Below are 15,533 nucleotides of genomic sequence, written 5' to 3' on the forward strand. Positions count from 1 at the left end.
CACTCCCCTTCGCCGATGAGGAAATACCTGCGACTCGCCGTCTCCGACGCAGTCACGTGCGGGGTGTCGCGCATTTTTCCTCATCCGCGAGGGAGAAAGTCGGCGTTGTGCTCTCGCGTTAGATTTTGTAACATATAACAAAACGCAACATACCCGTGCATTGGAGCGCCCATGACTTCCCTCGAGACCCCCGCCGCCGCCGCCGAGCTCATCGCCCGCTCCAATCGTCTCGGACAAGATCCGAAGAACACCAACTACGCCGGAGGAAACACCTCGGCCAAGGGCGTCGCCACCGACCCGGTCACCGGCGAAGACGTCGAGCTGATGTGGGTCAAGGGATCAGGTGGCGACCTGGGCACACTCACCGAATCGGGGCTCGCCGTTCTGCGCGTCGACCGCCTGCGCTCGCTCGTCAACGTCTACCCGGGTGTCGACCGCGAAGACGAGATGGTCGCGGCCTTCGACTACACCCTATTCGGCAAGGGCGGCGCGGCCCCCTCGATCGACACGGCCATGCACGGCCTCGTCGACGCGGCGCACGTCGACCACCTGCACCCCGACTCCGGTATCGCCATCGCGACCGCCTCCGACGGCGAGGCCCTCACCACGACGATCTTCGGCGACAAGGTCGTGTGGGTTCCGTGGCGTCGCCCCGGCTTCCAGCTCGGCCTCGACATCGCCGAGATCAAGGCGCAGAACCCGGATGCGATCGGCTGCATCCTGGGCGGCCACGGCATCACCGCGTGGGGCGATACGAGCGACGAGACCGAGGCGAACAGCCTCTGGATCATCGACACCGCCGCCGCCTACATAGCGGAGCACGGAAAGGCGGAACCCTTCGGCCCCGCCCGCGACGGCTTCGGCGCACTCGACAAGGAGGCTCGCCGAGCGAAGGCCGCCGCACTCGGTGCCACTCTTCGCGGTCTCGCCTCGACCGACGCCCCGAAGGTCGGCAGCTTCACCGATGCCGACGTCGTGCTCGACTTCCTCGCCTCGTCCGAAGCGCCGCGCCTCGCGACCCTCGGCACCAGCTGCCCCGACCACTTTCTGCGCACCAAGGTGAAGCCGCTGATCCTCGATCTGCCGGCCGACGCATCCATCGACGAGTCGATCGCACGGCTCGTCGAGCTGCACGCCGAGTACCGCGCCGACTACCAGGCCTATTACGACCGGCACGCCACGGCCGACTCCCCCGCGATCCGCGGCGCCGACCCGGCGATCGTGCTCGTTCCGGGCGTGGGCATGTTCAGCTACGGCGCGAACAAGCAGACCGCCCGCGTCGCCGGCGAGTTCTACATCAATGCCATCAACGTGATGCGCGGCGCCGAGTCGCTCTCCACCTACTCCCCCATCGAGGAGAGCGAGAAGTTCAACATCGAGTACTGGGCACTTGAAGAGGCCAAGCTGCAGCGGCTGCCCAAGCCGAAGTCGCACGCCACCCGGGTCGCGCTCGTCACGGGTGCGGCATCTGGAATCGGCAAGGCCATCGCGACCCGCCTCGTCAAAGACGGCGCGTGCGTCGTGATCGCCGACCTCGACCTCGAAAAGGCTCAGGATGCCGCCGCGCAGCTCGGATCGACCGACGTCGCCATCGGCGTGCAGGCCAACGTGACCAGCGCAGACGAGATCCAAACCGCGATCGACGCAGCCGTGCTCGCGTTCGGCGGACTCGATCTCGTGGTCAACAATGCCGGCCTCTCGTTGTCGAAGCCCCTGCTCGACACGACCGAGGGCGACTGGGATCTGCAGCACAACGTCATGGCCAAGGGGTCGTTCCTCGTGTCGAAGGCGGCCGCGAAGGTGCTCATCGATCAGAAGATGGGCGGCGACATCATCTACATCTCGTCGAAGAACTCGGTCTTCGCCGGCCCCAACAACATCGCGTACTCAGCAACGAAGGCCGACCAGGCGCACCAGGTGCGTCTGCTCGCCGTCGAGCTCGGCGAACACGGAGTGAAGGTCAACGGCATCAACCCCGACGGCGTCGTGCGCGGCTCGGGCATCTTCTCGGGCGGATGGGGAGCCAAGCGCGCCGCCGTCTACGGCGTGCCCGAAGAAGAGCTGGGCGCCTACTACGCCAAGCGCACGATCCTGGGCCGCGAGGTTCTTCCCGAGAACGTCGCCAACGCGGTTGCGGTGCTCACGGGAGAAGATCTCACGCACACCACCGGCCTGCACATTCCTGTCGATGCGGGCGTCGCGGCGGCCTTCCTGCGATGATGCTCTGCATGACGAGCTGCGCTGATCGAGTAGCCGCGCGAGGAACGAGCCGGCGTATCGAGATCACCTCCCGGTGGTCTCGATACGCTTCGGCCGCAGGCGGCCTCGGGCTACTCGACCAGCGCACGGCGGCGGTCTCCGCATGACCGCCGCCGTCGCCGCCGTCGACCTCGGCGCCACCAGCGGCCGGGTCATGCTGGGCTTCGTGTCGCACAATGAACTCAGCCTGCGACCGGTCGCACGGTTTCCGAACACGCCCGTTGCCACGATCGACGGACTGCACTGGAACATCCTCGAGCTCTACCGCAACGTCGTCTCGGGCCTCGGTGCCGCCGTGCGCGAGGAGCCGTCGCTCAGGAGCATCGCCGTCGACTCGTGGGCCGTGGACTACGCCCTGATAACCGGCAACCGCATGCTCGGAAACCCATACCACTACCGAGACCAGCGCACCGCGGCCGGCGTCGAGAAGACGAGCGCTCTGGTGTCGGCAACCGAGCTCTACGCCGCGAACGGTCTGCAATTCCTGCCCTTCAACACGCTGTACCAATTCGCAGCGGATGCCGTGGCCGGCTCGCTCGATCAGGCCGAGACCGCGCTGCTCATTCCCGACCTCATCAACTTCTGGCTCACGGGCGCCGCTCGTGCTGAGAAGACGAATGCGTCGACCACGGGGCTGCTGAATGTGCACACCCGCGAATGGGATGACGCGCTCATCGAGCGGCTCGGTCTGCCTCGCGGACTCTTTCCCGAGCTGGTCGAGGCGGGCACGCCGATCGGCACCCTGCTGCCGGCCGTCGCATCCGAGATCGGCCTGTCGAACCAGGCCGCCCTGTCTCTGACCGTGACGGCCGTCGGGTCGCACGACACCGCATCCGCCGTCGTCGCCGTGCCCGCGACGGGCGACGACTTCGCCTATATCTCGAGCGGAACCTGGTCGCTGGTCGGGGTCGAGTTGCCGAGCGCCGTGGTGAGCGAGGCGAGCCGGCTGGCCAACTTCACCAACGAGGGCGGCGTCGACGGCCGCGTGCGCTACCTCAGCAACGTCATGGGTTTGTGGCTGCTGAGCGAATCGGTGCGCACGTGGGAGAAGTCGAGCGGAGCTGCGATCGACCTGCCCCCTCTCATCAGCGAGGCCGCCGCGGTCACCACCCCGGTCGCCGTCTTCGACGCCGACGACCCGCGCTTTCTGGCGCCCGGTGATCTTCCGTCGCGCATCGTCGACTGGTGCGCCTCGAACGATGTGGATGCTCCACGAACCAGAGCGGAGTTCGTTCGGTCGATCATCGAGAGTCTTGCTCACGCCTACGCGACGAAGATCGAGCAGCTCACCGAGCTGTCGGGCCGCAGTATCCGCACGATTCACATCGTGGGCGGCGGATCGCTCAACGCCCTGCTCTGCCAGCTCACGGCCGACCGCACGGGTCGCACGGTTCTTGCCGGCCCTGTCGAGGCGACCGCCATCGGCAACGTGCTCATCCAGGCCCGCGCCCAGGGTCTCGTGACCGGATCGCTCGAGAGCCTGCGTGCTCTCGTCGCTCAGGCATTTGCGCCGGTCGTCTACGAGCCGCGTTCGCGCTAGGTCTTCCGCCGACCGAGCGCGTGCCGACCCCGTAACCTGTCGCTATGACGCAACCCTCCCCCAACCAAACGTCTCAGCGGCCGACCATCACCTCGGCGGTCGTTTCGCTCGTCGCCGGAGTTGTGGCCGTTCCCACATTCGTCTTGGGATTCACCATCGCGGCATGGGTCTGCGCTCTCGTCGGACTCTTTTCGGGAATCGCCGGGATTCGACGTGCCCGCGGGACAGCGCCAGGGCTTCCCCTGGCCATCGTCGGCCTTGTCGTCTCCTCGATCATGCTGCTCACGCTGGCAGGCATGCTCGTGCTGTTTCTTTCTCGCCCGTGGCGGTACTGAGCTCGGTCATCTCCTCGATCAGCCTGTGGGCGGAACGTCGCCCACCATCTCGACGGAGTCGGTCGCAGCGTTCCACGTGTAGGTCGCGACCGCGCGGCCCGAGGCCTCGGTGTTCGACTCCATGCCCTGGTTGAAGCGATAGGTCACACTGATCGAGTTGTCGGCCGTACGCTCGACTGCCGGCGTGAAGCCGTAAGCCTTCTCAGTCGCCGTTCCCAGGTACACGCCGTCATGAAACAGGAGGATCGCTGCGGGACTGCTCACTGTGGCGAACTCCAGCGTCACGACCGACCATGACAAGGCCGCGCACGGATCGTATCCGCTGTAGTCGGCGTTCGCCGCATCCCAGCGCGAACTCTCGAGGCCTGCCGGGGCAGGCAGCGCGGCGATGCCGGCAGCCGCCGCCTCCTGTGCGGTCGCCGGGCCGCATGCATCCGGGGAAGGCGTCGGTGTTGCAGCAGTATTCTCGCTCGACGAGGGAGCGGGGGCTGCAGCGGTCGGCCCGGGGTCTGTGGTGGTCGCGCATCCCGCTGCAAGAGCGGCTACAAGGGCCGTGAGAGCCAGACCGGTTGATGCACGACCGACGGCTCGCGGCGAGCGCTGCTGGGCTTTTGTCTCCTTCATCATGCTTCCAGCCTCCTACGGACAGCCGTTCTCGTCCACCCGCCTTGGTGTCTGCCCGCAGGAGTACCGTGATCCCCATGAGCAAGCCATCCGATGAGGCGGTCGAACTGCTGCACGAGATCGCCGCCGACCTGGGCAAGGCGGGGCCGGTCGAGCTCGGAACAATGTTCCGCAGCCCCGGCATCCGCACCGAGACAAAGATCGTCGCGTTCCTCGGCACCGACGACCGACTCATCGTGAAGCTGCCTCGCGAGCGCGCGCTCGCCCTCATCGAGCAGGGCGTCGCCGCCAGTCTCTCGATGGGCAGACGCACGATGCGCGAATGGATCGAGGTGCCTGCCGGCGACGACCTGCACACTGACAACCCGTCACAGACGCTCGAGACCTGGTCACGCCTGGCCAAGGAGTCGTTCGACCACGTGCGGTCACAGCTATAGCGACCGCCAGCTCAGACGCGCGTTAAGCGCTGACCCCGTACGGAGCGCTGATCACCGCGCGCCCGACAGCGTGCATAAAGAGATTGAACCCCAGCATGGCGGGCGTCGCATCCTCAGGAAGCTCGAGTTTCTCGACGTCGACCGCGTGCACCACGAAGTAGTACTCGTGGTCGCCGTGCCCGGGCGGAGGCGTCGCACCGACGTAGCCCGCGACACCGGCGTCGTTGCGCAGGGTGACCGCACCCTCGGGCAATGCGGTGCTGCCGGGTGTTCCGGCGCCAGCGGCGAGGCTCGTCACATCGGCCGAGATGTTCAGCACGGCCCAGTGCCAGAATCCGGATGCCGTGGGCGCGTCGGGGTCGTAGACCGTCACGACGTAGCTCTTGGTCGCCTCGGGCGCGCCCGACCAGCTGAGCTGGGGCGACACGTCGCCGCCTCCCGCCGACTCGCCCAGCTGCGGATCCGAAAGCCTCTCGCCCTGTCGCACGTCGGTCGACGTCAACTCGAACGAGGGAAGAACAGGAAGGTTGTCGTAGGGGTTCGCGCTCATGGGGTGTCCTTTGCTCGAAGGTCGGGGTACAGCAACGCTAAACCTCTCGTCTGAACATTCAGTGCGTCTGGACGCCGACACACAGCTGTCGTATGCTGTGGCCTGACCACATGGCCTGACCACAGGCATCCGACGATCGAGAAGGGCGCACCGTGACCGCCATCGATACGTCCGCATCCGTCGATTCGCGCCGCGCATGGGAGGTCGTACTGCAGCACATCGAGGCCGATCTGCTCGCGGGGCGACTCGTTCCCGGCGATCACCTGCCGGCCGAGCGCGCGCTCTCGAGTGAACTCGGAGTCGGCCGATCGTCGGTTCGCGAGGCGCTGCGCGTGCTCGAGGTTCTCGGACTCATCCGCACCCAGACCGGGTCGGGGCCGCAGTCCGGCGCCATCATCATCGCTCGCCCCTCGGGCGGCATGTCGTCGCTGATGCGCTTGCAGGTCGCGGCGCAGGGCTTCGACGTGCGCGACGTCGTGAAAACCCGCCTTGTGCTCGAGGCGGCGGTCGTCACCGAGCTGGCCGAGGCATCCGCGGCCGCCCTCGACTCTGCGCCTCTCGATCTCGGCGACGCCGTGCGGTTGCTCGACGCGATGGATGCCGATGGCCGGGTTTCCGAAGCAGAGTTCCTCGCCCTCGACGCGGCCTTCCACCTCGCCCTCGCGGAACTCTCGGGAAACGCGGTGATCGCCTCGATGATGGCGGGCCTGCGCAACTCGATCGAAAGCTACGTTCTCGCCGGCGTGCCGAACCTGCGGTCATGGGCCGAGACATCCGGCCGCCTGCGGCACGAGCACCGGGCCATCATCGCGGCGATCGAGTCCGGCGATGCCGAGTCGGCGCGCGACATCGTGAACGCCCACATCACCGGCTACTACGCCGAGACGAATTTCATCTCCACATCCGAACAGAGGACATCCGATGGTTGAACGCCGCTTTCCTAACCCCAAAGAACTGCTGCCGCTGATGCAGTTCAAGAAGCTCGAGCTCGACGGCAAGAAGCGTCGCCTGCAGGGCGCGCTGACCATCGACGACCTGCGCACCATCGCCAAGCGACGCACCCCGAAGGCCGCGTTCGACTACACCGACGGATCAGCCGAGGGCGAGATCTCGCTGAGGCGCGCGCGCCAGGCCTTCCAAGACATCGAGTTCCACCCCTCGATCCTGCGCGACGTGTCGAAGCTCGACACGACCACGCAGATCCTCGGCGGAACATCGACCATGCCGTTCGGCATCGCCCCCACCGGTTTCACCCGGCTGATGCAGACCGAGGGTGAGATCGCCGGAGCCGGCGCTGCCGCCGCGGCAGGCATCCCCTTCACCCTCTCCACCCTCGGAACCTCGTCGATCGAGGCCGTCAAGGCGGCGAACCCCACCGGACGCAACTGGTTTCAGCTCTATGTGATGCGCGAGCGCGAGATCTCGTACGGGCTCGTCGAGCGGGCCGCCGCAGCCGGCTTCGACACGCTGATGTTCACGGTCGACACCCCCATCGCTGGCGCGCGACTGCGCGACAAGCGAAACGGCTTCTCGATCCCACCGCAGCTCACCCCGGGCACCATCATCAACGCCATCCCCAGGCCGTGGTGGTGGTACGACTTCCTCACGACTCCCCCGCTGGAGTTCGCGTCGCTGTCGTCGACCGGCGGCACCGTGGGCGAACTGCTCGACTCGGCGATGGACCCCTCGATCGACTTCGACGACCTCGCCTTCATCCGCAGCATGTGGCCCGGCAAGATCGTGATCAAGGGCGTGCAGAATCTCGAGGATTCCCGACGCCTCGCCGATCTCGGCGTCGACGGAATTCTGCTGTCGAACCACGGAGGGCGCCAGCTCGACCGCGCTCCGATCCCCTTCCACCTGCTGCCCGACGTGGCCCGCGAGGTCGGCAGCGACGTCGAGGTCATGGTCGACACGGGCATCATGGACGGCGCCGACGTTGTGGCCTCGCTCGCCCTCGGCGCGAAGTTCACCCTGATCGGACGCGCCTATCTCTATGGGCTCATGGCAGGCGGGCGCGCGGGTGTCGACCGCACGATCTCGATCCTGTCGGAGCAGATCGTGCGCACGATGAAACTGCTCGAGGTCGCGTCGATCGACGAGCTGACACCGGCACATGTCACACAGTTGCAGCGTCTCGCCCCGCGTGCTGTCTCGGCGCAGACCGCGGCCGTTGCCGAGAAGGCGGCCTCGCGACCGGCCCGCGGCACAGCCTCGTCGGCCGGCGCTCGCAAGGCACCTGCCCGCAAGACGGCCGCATCCACGCCCGCCGTCGCGAAGGCTGCGGCGAAGAAGGTCGAGGCAACGCCCACAGACGCGTAGCCCGGCGGCGACTGCGCTCTGATTCAGGAGATACGCAACCCAGGGGCGGTTTTCGCACGTGGCGGGGCGGATTCACCTGAGAACGAGCGCAGCGCTCTGGCACACTGACGACATGACGAAGGCCAGACCGTGAAGAAGTGGTTGTTCCTGGGCGGAGCCATCCTCAGTGAGGTGACCGGCTCGCTGTCGTTGAAGGCCGCGCTCGAGCATCCGGGGTGGTACGCGCTGATGGCAGCCGGGTTCGCGGGGGCCTTCGTGTTTCTATCGCTGGTGCTCAGGGCCGGGCTGCCGCTCGGCGTCGCGTACGGCATCTGGGGTGCGCTCGGTGTGGCGCTGACCGCGCTCTTCTCGGCGCTGCTGTTCGGCGAGCCGCTGACCCCGATCATGGGTGCCGGGCTGCTGTTGATCATCGGCGGCGTGCTCTGCATCGAGCTTGGGCGCCAGCAAGCCGAGAAGACTCGCGGAGCCGCTGCCGTCGGGGAGGCTCGCTAGTGGCCTGGGTCTTTCTCATCGGCGCGATCCTCACCGAGGTCACCGCCACGTTGTCGCTGAAGGCGGCGGTCACGGGCAACAAACTCTGGTACATCCCGGTCGCACTCGGATACGGCATCGCCTTCACCTGCCTCTCGTTCACGCTCCAGAACGGCATGGCCCTCGGCGTGGCCTACGGCATCTGGGCTGCGGCCGGTGTCGCGCTCACCGCCGTGGCAGGGCGGCTCATCTTTAAGGAGCCCTTCACTTGGGTCATGGCTCTCGGCATCGCCCTGGTCATGGGCGGCGTGCTTCTGGTCGAGGCGGGCGCTGCTCACTGACGCGAGTGCGGCTCAGCCCAGGTTGATGATGCCCAGCCCGATGGCGAGCGCGCTCACGGCGACGGCACCCGTGCCGACGGCCACGAAGGCGAGCGTCTTCACGGCCGACGCGCGACGCGTCGAATGCTCCACCAGGTCTTGGGCCTGGTGCAGGGTGCCGCACGACGCGACGTGAGCGCCACGGGCATCCGTCACGTCGTAGTGGCCATCGACGAACTCGACGAACCCCGCGAAGTCACCGCGACGCGACGCTACCCAGAGCTTCGCCTCGGGCGAGAGCCACGTGAGCGGTCCGGTCGAGTCATCTGTGGGGCGGGCGAGGGCTGGTGTCGAGGTCATGACTTCAGCTTTGCGCGTCGAGGCTCCAGGCGAATCCTGCCTGAGGATGACTTCGTGTGCCGCAACGGTGGTACTTAGGTCTAGTCGGCGGTCGCGTTAGTACCGCAGACCGATGCGCGATTGCAGTGTCCGGGCAAGAATGAGAGCAGGCGTTCCGAACCGGGTCGCCGAACGCGCACCAACGTCAGACAGGACGAATCGACATGAGCGACAAGAAATCCACGTTCGAACAGTTCGAGGTTGCCGGCGACAAGCTGGTCGAAACGGTCAAGAACCTCATCCACGAGGGCAACGTTCGCCGCATCATCCTGAAGCGCGAAGATGGCAGCGCTCTGCTCGAGATCCCCGTCAACGCCGGCCTCGTGGGCCTCGCCCTCACGGCTGCGATCGCCCCCGTCCTCCTCGCCATCGGCGCGATCGCCGCGGTCGTCTCGCAGGTCACCCTGGTCGTCGAACGGCGAGCGGATGCGGCCGGTTCCGTCGATGCACCGACGACGACGCCGACCGCAGGCCCCGCAGGCGGATCCGCCGAGCCTGACCCCTCGGCATCCATCTGACCTCGATCTGAGCCGGCCGACTTCGATCACGGGCATTTCGTGCACGTGGGCGTGCAGCTCGTCGGATAGATCCGAGCATGCGGCGAGGCTGCACGAAATGAGGCTGCTCAGTCTTCGACGCGAATGCCGAGGTGTTCAGCGAAGGCAGAGGCCAGGTCGGCGACCTGCCCCTGCGAGAGGGTGGCGCCCGCCAGGGCCGTGAAGCCATCGATGCGGGAGAATTCGGCGCGGCGCAGGTCGACGCTCGCCAGGGTGGCGTGGTGCATGTTCAGCACGCCGATCGTGCAGTCCACGAATGCGACGCGGTTCAGCTTCGCGCTGCTGAGGTCGAGTTCGTCGATCGAACAACCCGTGAACAGCACATCGAGCAGAGTGGCGCCGGAGAGATTGACGAAGCCGAGCTTGGTCGACGAGATGTGCACCGACGAGAGCGCCGCTTCGTAGAGCTCTGCAGAGCCCAGCCGTGACCCGTCGATCGTGACCGAACGCAGCTCGGCGCGGGGAGCAGAGAAGATGGGCGCGTTGAGCCGTGTGAACTCGACGTCGGAAAAGGTCGCCCCGCGCAGAAGCGCATCGTGCGCCTGAACGTCATCGAAGACGCACTCCCTGAACTGGCTGCCCGACAACTCGCGACCCGCGATGTCGAGGCCGTCGAAGCGCAGACCCTCGAAGAGGTCGTGGGGCTGGAGCGCCTCGGGATCGCCGACGACGAGATCGTCGAGACGGATCGCATCCAGGCGCGGTTCTTGCGTGCCGGGCTTGCGTGCCATAGAGGGCCTCTCGTGTGTTGGCATCGGGTCGGCGGCCGAAAAACCGCACCGCTGAAGTCTAGGGAACCTCGACGACGGTCGACTAACCTGGCGCGCATGCCCCCTATCCCTACGCCTTTCAGCGCACAGGTGACGGCCGAGGAACTCACCGACCTGCGCGCACGCCTGCGTGCCACACGGTGGCCGGATGCGCCAGAGGACGCGGGCTGGTCGCTGGGCAGCGACGTCGACTATCTGCGTCAGCTCGTCGAGTACTGGGCCGAGGAGTTCGACTGGACTGCGCAGGAGGCGGCGCTCGCTCGCATCCCCCGCTTCCGCATCGAGCTCGGCGGCCTGGGCATCCACTTCGCCCATGTACAGGGCGTCCGCGCCGCTGGCTCTACGTCGAAGGCCATGCCGCTGATCCTCAGCCACGGCTGGCCAGACTCGTTCTGGCGCTACTCCAAGGTGATCCCCCTGCTCACCGACCCCGGCTCGCACGGTGCGGATCCTGACGACGCGTTCGACGTCGTGGTGCCCGACATGCCGGGCTTCGGCTACTCAGACAAACCGGTCGGCGCGCCGCTGAACTCGATCGACGTGGCCGGCCTCTGGGCCGAGTTGATGGATGCGCTGGGTTACGACCGCTTCGGCGCCGCCGGTGGCGACATAGGCAGCCACGTGAGTCGCTACCTGGCGCTCGACTTCCCGCACAGGGTGTCGGCGGTGCACCGCACCGACGCGGGAATCCCCGTAGCTTTGCCCGGCCTCGAACTCACTCCGGCCGAGCAGAGATTCGTAGACGAAGCCGCGGCCTGGAACCTGAGCGAGGGCGCGTATGCCGCCATGCACCGCACGAAACCGCAGACCGCGGCCGTCGGCCTCACCGACTCCCCCGTCGGCCTGGCTGCGTGGATCGTGGAGAAGCTGCGGTCGTGGAGCGACTGCCACGGCGATCTCGAGAGCAGCTACTCGAAAGACGAGATCCTGACTCTCGTGAGCATGTACTGGTTCACCGGCACGATCGGCTCGTCGATGCGCATGTACAGCGCGAACGCCGCGATCCCATCGGCGCAGCTCGCCCGCCGCGTCGAGGTGCCGTCGGGCTTCGCTCTGTTTCCCGGCGACATCCTTCACCCGACGCGCGAGTGGCTCGACCGCACAGCGAACACGGTGCATGTGAGCGAACCCGCACGCGGCGGTCACTTCGCCCCGTTCGAGGAGCCGGAGCTCTACGCGCAGGAACTGCGCGACTTCTTCCGCCCGTTCCGCCGCACTGCGCTGGTCGAGTAGACCGCGAGGAAGGAGCGGGCGTGTCGAGACCACCAGACGGGTCTCGATACGGTCGCTGAGCGACCTACTCGACCAGCGCGGACCCGACTACGACGTCGTGGTGGTCACGCCCGTGAACTCCGACGGCTGAATGATGACCCAGCCCGGTCCGTGGAACGCGTACTGGAACGCCTCGCCGGAGCCACGGCCGATGAACGCGCCCGCGCTCAGCGACGACTTGATCGTGGGCTGCAGGTTGGCGCTCCACGCGACGGTGGCGTTGATGTCGGTGAACGTCGGCTGCTGCGAGCAGTCGAGAATCATCGGGGTGCCCTGGGTTGCGACCGCTAGGTGGCCATGGCCGTGCACGGTCGTGTTCCAGAAACCGCCGGCGAGCATGCTCGCACCCTTGAGGCGGGTCAGATCGTAGCCGAGGTCTGCCTGGAACGCCAGAAGCGACGTTCCGTTGATCGTGACACCCTCGCCCTCGAGCTGGATCAGGTGGATGTTCGCGCTGTGGTGCGCGAAGAACACGTCGCCGTGACCGTAGACGCGCATCAGCGGCTGGTCATCCGACGAGACCATCTTGCGCAACAGGGCACCGGCATCCTTCGCACCCTCGTGCTTGAACTCGACGTTGCCCTGGTAGGCGACCATCGCGCCCTTGCGCGTGATGATGTCGCGACCTGGGCTCACGCGCGAGCGCAGCATGTAGGGATTCTGCAGAGCCATCAGAGCGTCGGATTCGACCTCGTTGTTCTCCTGGCTGAAAAGTGTGGAACGCATGGGGAGTCTCCTTCTCGTGCGACGACGTGGGGTGGCCCCAGCTTAGGGGGCGCCCTCAGAGACGCGGAGTAGTATCCGACTCGTTCCCGGCCTCGCGCCTCACGCATCCTCGCCACGAAAGGCACGCCGACGCCTCCCCTCGACATCCTGCTGGGCTCGTGGTCGCTCGACCCGGTCGCCCTCGTGGCGATACTCGCCAGCGCTGCGCTGTACGCGATCGGCGTCTCGCGCATCCATCGTGGCGGCGGCCACTGGCCGGTCTCGCGAACCGTCTTCTTCGTGGTCGCGGGTCTCGGCTCGTGGGCCGTGGTCTCGTTTGGCTTTCTCGGCACCTACAGTGAAGAACTCAGACTCGCCTTCACCACCCGCATCGCACTGCTGCTCTTCGTCGTTCCCGCGCTGATGGTGCTGGGGCGTCCCGTCGAACTGGCGCGACGCTCGCTCGGGCCGCGAGGCGCCGCTCGGCTCGAACGCGTGCTGTCGTCGTGGATCGTGCGCGTCACCGGCAACGCCGCATTCGCCACCCTGTTCGCCGCGCTCGCCTTCTGCGTGTTCCTCACCCCGCTGGCCGGCCTGCTCAGAGTGAGCCCGATCGCCGAGCCGGCCATCGGCATCCTGGTGCCCGCCATCGGACTGCTCTTCGCTCTGCCCCTGGTCGAGAATTCGGCGGCCCGCAGCACCCTCTTCATCACAGCCGAGTTTCTTCTCGCCTTCGTCGAGCTGGTTCTCGACGCGATTCCGGGCGTTCTGATGCGCTTGAACGACGGCATTCTGGATGGCGTCGGCCCCGGCATCGCGAGCGGGGTAAGCGCCGTCGCGTCGCAAGCGCTGCCGGGATGGTGGCCGAATCCGTTGCACGATCAGCACCTCGCGGGCGATCTGCTCTGGTTCATCGCAGAGATCGCCGACGTTCCCATTCTTATTCTGCTGTTCGTGCGCTGGTCGCGGCTCGACCGCCGCGACGCCAAGAAGATGGATGCGCTGAGCGACGACGAGATGGACGCCCTGACCCGCGAGCACCTCGACCGCCGCGGCTGAGCATCCGCGCGTAGGCTCGATTCGTGGATGACATCGAGATCGAAGACAGTATCGCGTCGCGCCTGGGGCTCGGACTCGCCGCCATCGGCCGCCCCGCGTACATCACCGCGGGGCGCGCAAAAGACCTCGGCGAGGGCGCCGACAGAAGCGTGGATGCGATGCGAGCCCGGGCCCACAAACTGCTCGACGCTGCGTGGTGGCTGGGCATCCGCTACATCGACGCTGCCCGGTCGTACGGACTCGCCGAGCAGTTCCTCGGATCGTGGCTCGCCGAGCATCCGGGGCATCGCGACGAGCTGACGATCGGCTCGAAGTGGGGCTACGAGTACATCGGCGACTGGCGACTCGATGCCCCGCAGCAGGAGCGCAAAGAGCACTCGCTCGCCCTCTTCGACCGGCAGTGGGCCGAAACGCTGGAGGCGCTCGGCACAGAACCCGACGTCTACCTCGTGCACTCGCTCACGTCTGACAGCCTTGCCCTCGACGACTCCGCGCTGCTCGATCGGCTGCGCTCGCTTCGTGACAGTGGCGTGCGCGTGGGCTTCTCGACCAGCGGGCCGGATCAGGCCGCGGTGATCGAGCGTGCGCTCGGTTTGGCCGACTCCCCCTTCTCTGCCGTGCAGTCGACCTGGAACCTGCTCGAGCCCTCTGTCGGCGACGCCCTCGCAGCGGCGAACGACGCGAAGTGGCTCGTCGTCGTCAAAGAGGTGCTGGCCAACGGTCGACTCACGTCGCAGGGAGGGGAGACGGCCGCCGAGTCCCTCGCTGCCGAAGACGGGCAACGTCTCGACGGACTGGCAATCGGGGCTGCCGTCACGCATCCCTGGGCCGACATCGTGCTCACCGGAGCCGTGACGCGCAAGCAGCTCAAACAGAACCTGGATGCGCGTCCGCCGTCGCTCGATGCGGAGCGCCTCGCCGAGCTGGCCCAACCGGCCGAGGAGTATTGGGTGGCCCGCGCCGCCCGCCCCTGGAGCTAGCATCCCGTGCACTCGACCGAGCGAAGTGAGCGTCAACGAACCATCAGGAGACACTATGAGCGACAAGAGTTTTGATGGCCCTCCCCTGTCGAACACGGCGAAGCCGTCGGATGGACAGGGCGTGAGCGCACGGAGCCGAGTACTCCGGCCGTTCGGCTACGCAGGCATCACGATCGTGTGGCTTGCCCTCTCCACCGTCGTGGCCGGCCTCGTCGCGGTCATCCCGTTTTCGATCCTGCAGCAGGGCGATCTCGCGTCATCACCCGGAGTGGAGAACCTGAGCAAAGACACGGAATGGCTTGCGGCACTCATCGCGCTGCCGATCGTCGCGCTGATGTTCGGGGCGGTGATCTGCCTGCTGTTCGTGGGCTCGTTCTCCCTGTTCGTGCTGTCGCTGATCGCATTCACTCGGTCGCTCCGCCCGTCGTACGCCCACGAACAACTCACCACCACGCGATGGACGAGCGACGCCATCGGTCCGGTTCGCCTCGGCGGTGTGCTCGCTCAGACGGGCGCGGCGCCAGCCCGCTACAAAGACGTGCTCGACAAGCAGTCACTCTCGCTCATCCCGGTTCGACGCACACGGTTCTCTGCCTTCTGGACCAGCGTCATGTTCTTCGCGTGGGTCCCTTCTGGCAGCACGATCCTCGGTGGTTTCTGGCTGGGTCTGGCGTATCTCGTCACCGTCGCCTGGGCGACGTGGCCCGTGACAGGACCGATGGTCATCGTCTGGGCCGCTGTTTCTCTGGCGCTCACGGCTGTGGGACTCCGCATCGTTCTGCGTGGACACCGCGCCAATCTGGCCCGCCAGTTCTCACAGCCCACCACCTGAAGTAGTTCTCTGCACGGGCGCAGCGGCCGGCGCGCACTAGCGGCGAAAACCGAATAACTGTAAGGTTTTTGAAACGGTTCATTCTGCCGCCTGTCCCACGT

At 66.8% G+C, this 15,533-nt stretch carries 18 protein-coding genes; 13 read left to right on the forward strand and 5 right to left on the reverse strand.

Annotated elements, in window-relative coordinates; translation table 11 throughout:
* Positions 1 to 171: 171 nt before the first annotated feature.
* From B9Y86_RS04435 to B9Y86_RS04445, 3 genes are all read left to right on the forward strand, one after another.
* Positions 172 to 2,220, forward strand: coding sequence for a bifunctional rhamnulose-1-phosphate aldolase/short-chain dehydrogenase (locus B9Y86_RS04435; RefSeq protein ID WP_085483268.1), 2,049 nt, complete (start codon positions 172 to 174; stop codon positions 2,218 to 2,220).
* Between the two features lie 142 nt (positions 2,221 to 2,362).
* Positions 2,363 to 3,799, forward strand: a complete 1,437-nt coding sequence (locus tag B9Y86_RS04440; RefSeq protein ID WP_085483270.1) for a rhamnulokinase — start codon at positions 2,363 to 2,365, stop codon at positions 3,797 to 3,799.
* 44 nt (positions 3,800 to 3,843) lie between these two features.
* Positions 3,844 to 4,134, forward strand: coding sequence for a hypothetical protein (locus B9Y86_RS04445; protein WP_085483272.1), 291 nt, complete (start codon positions 3,844 to 3,846; stop codon positions 4,132 to 4,134).
* 18 nt (positions 4,135 to 4,152) lie between these two features.
* Here B9Y86_RS04445 and B9Y86_RS04450 read toward each other — a convergent pair whose 3' ends face one another.
* Positions 4,153 to 4,761: an LppP/LprE family lipoprotein gene (locus B9Y86_RS04450; RefSeq protein WP_085483274.1), complete on the reverse strand. Its 609-nt coding sequence runs from the start codon at positions 4,759 to 4,761 to the stop codon at positions 4,153 to 4,155.
* A 74-nt stretch (positions 4,762 to 4,835) separates the two neighbouring features.
* Here B9Y86_RS04450 and B9Y86_RS04455 point away from each other — a divergent pair, with 74 nt between their 5' ends.
* Complete coding sequence (locus B9Y86_RS04455) at positions 4,836 to 5,195, forward strand: hypothetical protein (RefSeq protein WP_085483276.1); 360 nt, start codon at positions 4,836 to 4,838, stop codon at positions 5,193 to 5,195.
* A 22-nt stretch (positions 5,196 to 5,217) separates the two neighbouring features.
* Here B9Y86_RS04455 and B9Y86_RS04460 read toward each other — a convergent pair whose 3' ends face one another.
* The gene (locus B9Y86_RS04460) at positions 5,218 to 5,745 is read right to left on the reverse strand and encodes a YbhB/YbcL family Raf kinase inhibitor-like protein (protein ID WP_085483278.1); all 528 of its coding nucleotides are present in this window, start codon (positions 5,743 to 5,745) and stop codon (positions 5,218 to 5,220) included.
* A gap of 152 nt (positions 5,746 to 5,897) precedes the next feature.
* Between B9Y86_RS04460 and B9Y86_RS04465 the strand changes: the two genes are divergently transcribed.
* From B9Y86_RS04465 to B9Y86_RS04480, 4 genes are all read left to right on the forward strand, one after another.
* Complete coding sequence (locus tag B9Y86_RS04465) at positions 5,898 to 6,674, forward strand: FadR/GntR family transcriptional regulator (protein ID WP_280522293.1); 777 nt, start codon at positions 5,898 to 5,900, stop codon at positions 6,672 to 6,674.
* Positions 6,667 to 8,067: an alpha-hydroxy acid oxidase gene (locus B9Y86_RS04470; RefSeq protein ID WP_085483280.1), complete on the forward strand. Its 1,401-nt coding sequence runs from the start codon at positions 6,667 to 6,669 to the stop codon at positions 8,065 to 8,067. The genes B9Y86_RS04465 and B9Y86_RS04470 overlap by 8 nt, the downstream gene beginning before the upstream one ends.
* A 129-nt stretch (positions 8,068 to 8,196) precedes the next feature.
* A complete protein-coding gene (locus tag B9Y86_RS04475; RefSeq protein WP_085483282.1) occupies positions 8,197 to 8,559 on the forward strand; it encodes a DMT family transporter in 363 nt (120 codons plus the stop codon).
* Complete coding sequence (locus B9Y86_RS04480; RefSeq protein ID WP_085483284.1) at positions 8,559 to 8,879, forward strand: DMT family transporter; 321 nt, start codon at positions 8,559 to 8,561, stop codon at positions 8,877 to 8,879. The genes B9Y86_RS04475 and B9Y86_RS04480 overlap by 1 nt, the downstream gene beginning before the upstream one ends.
* Positions 8,880 to 8,891: 12 nt before the next feature.
* On the opposite strand, the gene B9Y86_RS04485 is transcribed toward B9Y86_RS04480, so the two are convergent.
* A complete protein-coding gene (locus B9Y86_RS04485; RefSeq protein WP_085483286.1) occupies positions 8,892 to 9,218 on the reverse strand; it encodes a hypothetical protein in 327 nt (108 codons plus the stop codon).
* A gap of 203 nt (positions 9,219 to 9,421) precedes the next feature.
* Here B9Y86_RS04485 and B9Y86_RS04490 point away from each other — a divergent pair, with 203 nt between their 5' ends.
* Positions 9,422 to 9,775 carry a DUF4342 domain-containing protein gene (locus tag B9Y86_RS04490; RefSeq protein ID WP_085483288.1) on the forward strand — a complete coding sequence of 118 codons (354 nt, stop codon included), beginning with the start codon at positions 9,422 to 9,424 and terminating at the stop codon, positions 9,773 to 9,775.
* A gap of 107 nt (positions 9,776 to 9,882) precedes the next feature.
* Here the strand turns inward: B9Y86_RS04490 and B9Y86_RS04495 are convergent, their stop codons facing one another.
* On the reverse strand, positions 9,883 to 10,545 hold the full coding sequence (locus B9Y86_RS04495; RefSeq protein ID WP_085483290.1) for a pentapeptide repeat-containing protein: 663 nt from the start codon (positions 10,543 to 10,545) through the stop codon (positions 9,883 to 9,885).
* A gap of 96 nt (positions 10,546 to 10,641) precedes the next feature.
* Here B9Y86_RS04495 and B9Y86_RS04500 point away from each other — a divergent pair, with 96 nt between their 5' ends.
* Positions 10,642 to 11,817: an epoxide hydrolase family protein gene (locus tag B9Y86_RS04500; RefSeq protein WP_085483292.1), complete on the forward strand. Its 1,176-nt coding sequence runs from the start codon at positions 10,642 to 10,644 to the stop codon at positions 11,815 to 11,817.
* A gap of 87 nt (positions 11,818 to 11,904) precedes the next feature.
* Here B9Y86_RS04500 and B9Y86_RS04505 read toward each other — a convergent pair whose 3' ends face one another.
* Positions 11,905 to 12,582, reverse strand: a complete 678-nt coding sequence (locus B9Y86_RS04505) for an AIM24 family protein (RefSeq protein ID WP_085483294.1) — start codon at positions 12,580 to 12,582, stop codon at positions 11,905 to 11,907.
* A gap of 183 nt (positions 12,583 to 12,765) precedes the next feature.
* Here B9Y86_RS04505 and B9Y86_RS04510 point away from each other — a divergent pair, with 183 nt between their 5' ends.
* Genes B9Y86_RS04510 through B9Y86_RS04520 form a run of 3 tightly spaced genes read left to right on the forward strand, consistent with a single transcriptional unit; the run spans position 12,766 to position 15,432 of the window.
* A complete protein-coding gene (locus B9Y86_RS04510; protein WP_244894628.1) occupies positions 12,766 to 13,620 on the forward strand; it encodes a cytochrome c oxidase assembly protein in 855 nt (284 codons plus the stop codon).
* A gap of 23 nt (positions 13,621 to 13,643) precedes the next feature.
* Positions 13,644 to 14,600: an aldo/keto reductase gene (locus B9Y86_RS04515; RefSeq protein ID WP_244894629.1), complete on the forward strand. Its 957-nt coding sequence runs from the start codon at positions 13,644 to 13,646 to the stop codon at positions 14,598 to 14,600.
* Positions 14,601 to 14,655: 55 nt separating this feature from the next.
* Complete coding sequence (locus B9Y86_RS04520) at positions 14,656 to 15,432, forward strand: hypothetical protein (RefSeq protein WP_085483296.1); 777 nt, start codon at positions 14,656 to 14,658, stop codon at positions 15,430 to 15,432.
* The last annotated feature ends 101 nt before the right edge of the window (positions 15,433 to 15,533 follow it).

Origin of the sequence: Agreia pratensis (genome assembly GCF_900177685.1) — a bacterium.
Taxonomy (GTDB): Bacteria; Actinomycetota; Actinomycetes; order Actinomycetales; family Microbacteriaceae; genus Agreia; species Agreia pratensis.